The following is a 3,521-nucleotide window of genomic DNA, read 5'->3' as shown; positions in this document are numbered from 1 at the left end:
AAAAAAAGCGACGCCCGCAATGGGCGTCGCTTTGATCCAGGCCGAGTGAAGAGACGCCTGATTCAGTGCATCGATCGCAGCCTGATCAGGTAGACGTCTCGATTCGCGAGCGTCGCAGCCAGATCGCCACGGCGATCAGGATAATTCCGACTACCGCTCCGACCCAGACGCCTGGCGTCGCCAGAATTGCGTATACGTTCGATGGATCGAAGGTGGAAACCACGTCGTCGCCGCGCAATACGTCACGCATGCGGCCACGCTCGCCGATGCTTTCATCCAGCCACCAGCCCGGCACTATGCCGAACAGCAGTCGGGCGATGATTTCCTTGAACAGAAAATCGCGATCGAAGCTCGGCAGTCCCATGAGTCCGATCCAGCCATTGGCGATCCAGGCAAACAGCGGCACCAGGACGGCCCAGAGGAAGGGTTTGCTGCGGGCATAGGCAGACCAGAACAGCAGCCAGCCAGCGGTCGGCAAGGCGACCATGGCGTCGACCGGTATCGTCAGCAGCAATCGCCAGAACAGGCCCACCGTATGTGACGCACCAATTGCGGGCAGGGGATTGATGCCATGCAGGACTGCCCAGATCGAAACGATGACGAGCACGCCCACGTAGGCCAGCGTGGCGACGGCGAATGCGATCAGCGGTGCCAGCAGTAGTGCGGCAGCGACCTTGGAAAGCACCGTCGAGCTGTCCGACACCGGTAGCGACTTCCAGAACAACACGCTGCGATCGCGGCGGTCGTCATAGAGCGCGCCGAGCAGGTAGAAAAACACTACCCAGAACAGTGCAATGCAAAGTACGGCAGCGAGGGCGACGTAGGCCACGTCCAGGGCGGTACCCGCGTGGACGAAATCACCGGAATTGAGCCGCTCTGCAATCTGCCCCCACGGAATGCCGCTATTGATCGAGACTCTGGAAGTGAACACTTCCGCACTGATGATGCCGAGCAGGGTGATGCTCAGCATTGCCACGCTGATCCAGATCGGCGTCCAGTAGAAGCCGCCCTTGTTTTCCCAGTACTCGCGTTTGACCAGCCATCCAAACGTGTTCATGCGTAAGTTCCTTTCATGGTGGCGACAAACAAGTCAGCGATGCTCGGCTTGTGCAGTTCGCCGAGCTCGGCCAGGCGTGTACGGTCGATGCCGTCATAGAGAAAAATGTGCTTGCCGAAAATCTGTCGTTCGCTGAGCGGACCCAGCGCGCGCGCTGCTTCGGCCTTGTCCGGGTTGACCATCACTTCCGCATAGCGCTCGCCGATTTCCTCCATCGAGGCATTCAGGGCGATCTCACCGTTGCGTATGAAAATGAGGTCGGTGAGGATGTGCTCGACTTCCTCGACCTGATGGGTCGTGACGATGATCGTCTTGTTCTCGTCAAAGTACTCGGTCAGCAGATTTTCGTAGAAAGTCTTTCGATAAAGGATGTCGAGACCCAGGGTTGGTTCGTCGAGTACCAGGACACGGGCGTCGATGGCCATGACCAGGGCTAGATGCAACTGCACGATCATGCCTTTCGACAGTTCGCGCACGCGCATGTTGGGCCGGAGCTTGGTGTTGGCGAGAAACGCTTCGCACTTCTCGCGGGAAAAACGCGGATGCACGCCGGCCACGAATTCGATTGCCTGGCCCACGCGGATCCAGCGCGGCAATACGGCCACGTCGGCGATAAAACAGACCTGTTCCATCAATTTGGGGCGCTGCGATTTCGGGTCCAGTCCGAGTACCGAAAGTTCGCCGTCGAATTCACTGAGACCGAGAATCGCCTTCAGCGCGGTCGTCTTTCCGGCGCCGTTGGGCCCGATCAGGCCGACGATGCGCCCGGCTTCGATCTCGAAATCGACTGCATTCAAGGCAACGGTCGTCCCATAGGTCTTGCTCAGGCCGCGTGCGTGGACTACAGCGCTCATCGTGAGTCTCCCTCGGTTTTGGGTGCATGCTTGAGCAGGTCTTCCAGACCAAGGCCCATGCGTTCCAGACGTGCAAACAGCGAGGGCCATTCCTCGTTCAGGAAATGCTCGCGTTCGGATTTCAGCAAGGCGCCATGCGCCCCTTCGGTTACGTACATGCCAAGCCCCCTTCTTTTTTCCACCAGGTTTTCATCGACCAGTTCCTGATAGGCCTTGGAGACCGTGATCGGATTGATCTGGAAGTCCGCTGCCACCTGTCGAACCGATGGCAGCGCATCTCCCTGCTTGAGTGCCCCATCCAGAATCATCGCCACGACGCGGTCGCGCAGCTGGCGATAGATGGGTGTGTTGTCGTTCCATACCATGCTCATCTGCTTATTCCTTGGTCGCGCCAGGCATCAATTTGCCAAACGAGTAGTAGGGCATGTCGAGTCGAACCCTCGGCAGGAAGTTGGGAATCGAAAGCACGGGAGAGCCACCTGAAACGGCTGCCAGCAACTCCGATGTCTCGGCACCGAGGAGGTCGTGGTGGTCAGGCCTTACCACGATCAGAGGCAGCATCGGAATCGCACAGTTTTCGATCCCGACAGTGGCAGGCATCGGCGAAACGGGTCCACCAGCGGCCATGGCGACGGTTTCGACGGCGGCGAAATCGTTGCCCTGGGTGAAGAAATTGCTGAGCTCTGCGATGCCGATACCGAAGGCGATCGCGAGGGCCAGGCCAAGACGGGTGTGTATCAGGCGGTTCATGCGGAGACCTCCCGGAGGTCTGTTGATGAGTTGGTGTTGTAGCTAACTATAACACCTAAACTGAGCGAGTCAATAGGTGGGCCGGGAGTGGGGGACAGGGAATGGGGGATGGGTTGGATCTAAAGCACAATCCGAAGCTGTTTGGCGGTGGGTTTGGCCTCGGCAGGGTTCTCTGATGCACCATGGGCTCCATCTACGGGGCTGTGGTTGCTTTTACCCACTCTCCATTCCCTGTTCCCCTCTCTCGGAGTTAGAAGCCATGTCCCGCCTACTTCTCGCGCTATGCCTGCTGACGGTCGGTGTCTCCGCCCATGCTTGCACCGACCTGCTTGATGCCGAATTCCGCCCGCTTGCCGGCAAGGACAAGGTCGACTTGTGCAAGACCTACGGGGGCAAGGTACTGTTGATCGTCAACACGGCCAGCAAGTGCGGTTACACGAAGCAATACGAAGCACTCGAAGCGCTCAACGAGAAATATGCAGACCAGGGGTTCGCCGTGCTCGGGTTTCCGTCGAATGACTTCATGGGCCAGGAACCCGGCACTGAAGCAGAGATCAAGGATTTCTGCACGCTGACTTACGGAGTCACGTTCCCGATGTTCGAGAAAGTGCAGGTCAAGGAAGGCGACGCCAATCCGTTTTACGTGCGGCTTGCCGAAGAATCGGGCGGGCGCTTTCCAAGCTGGAATTTCTACAAGTACCTGATTGGCCGTGATGGCAAGGTCGTGGCCGACTACCCGAGCAAGGTGAAGCCGGACGACAAGGAACTGGTAGCGAAGATCGAGGCGCTGATTGCAGCGCCCGATCCGATGAAACAAGCCCAATAGAAATGACGCATTGCAATTGCGCTAGCGTGTTTTC

At 58.3% G+C, this 3,521-nt stretch carries 5 protein-coding genes; 1 reads left to right on the top strand and 4 read right to left on the bottom strand.

Annotated features, from left to right (window positions below; genetic code table 11):
* Window positions 1-85 precede the first annotated feature (85 nt).
* The 4 genes from WBP53_RS15010 to WBP53_RS14995 are packed head-to-tail and all read right to left on the bottom strand — an operon-like array spanning window position 86 to window position 2,661.
* On the bottom strand, window positions 86-1,057 hold the full coding sequence (locus WBP53_RS15010; protein WP_423930343.1) for a hypothetical protein: 972 nt from the start codon (window positions 1,055-1,057) through the stop codon (window positions 86-88).
* Window positions 1,054-1,911, bottom strand: coding sequence for an ABC transporter ATP-binding protein (locus WBP53_RS15005; RefSeq protein ID WP_423930341.1), 858 nt, complete (start codon window positions 1,909-1,911; stop codon window positions 1,054-1,056). Before WBP53_RS15005 ends, WBP53_RS15010 begins: the two co-directional genes overlap by 4 nt.
* A complete protein-coding gene (locus tag WBP53_RS15000; RefSeq protein WP_423930339.1) occupies window positions 1,908-2,282 on the bottom strand; it encodes a GntR family transcriptional regulator in 375 nt (124 codons plus the stop codon). The genes WBP53_RS15005 and WBP53_RS15000 overlap by 4 nt, the downstream gene beginning before the upstream one ends.
* Window positions 2,283-2,286: 4 nt before the next feature.
* On the bottom strand, window positions 2,287-2,661 hold the full coding sequence (locus tag WBP53_RS14995) for a hypothetical protein (RefSeq protein ID WP_423930337.1): 375 nt from the start codon (window positions 2,659-2,661) through the stop codon (window positions 2,287-2,289).
* Window positions 2,662-2,920: 259 nt separating this feature from the next.
* On the opposite strand from WBP53_RS14995, the gene WBP53_RS14990 reads away from it, so the two are divergent.
* The gene (locus WBP53_RS14990) at window positions 2,921-3,487 is read left to right on the top strand and encodes a glutathione peroxidase (RefSeq protein ID WP_423930335.1); all 567 of its coding nucleotides are present in this window, start codon (window positions 2,921-2,923) and stop codon (window positions 3,485-3,487) included.
* Window positions 3,488-3,521 lie beyond the last annotated feature (34 nt).

The sequence above is a fragment of the Dokdonella sp. genome (genome assembly GCF_049593775.1).
GTDB lineage: Bacteria > Pseudomonadota > Gammaproteobacteria > Xanthomonadales > Rhodanobacteraceae > Dokdonella.
The sequence above is the reverse complement of the archived record's forward strand: the minus strand, read 5'-3'. Positions and strand labels throughout refer to the sequence as shown.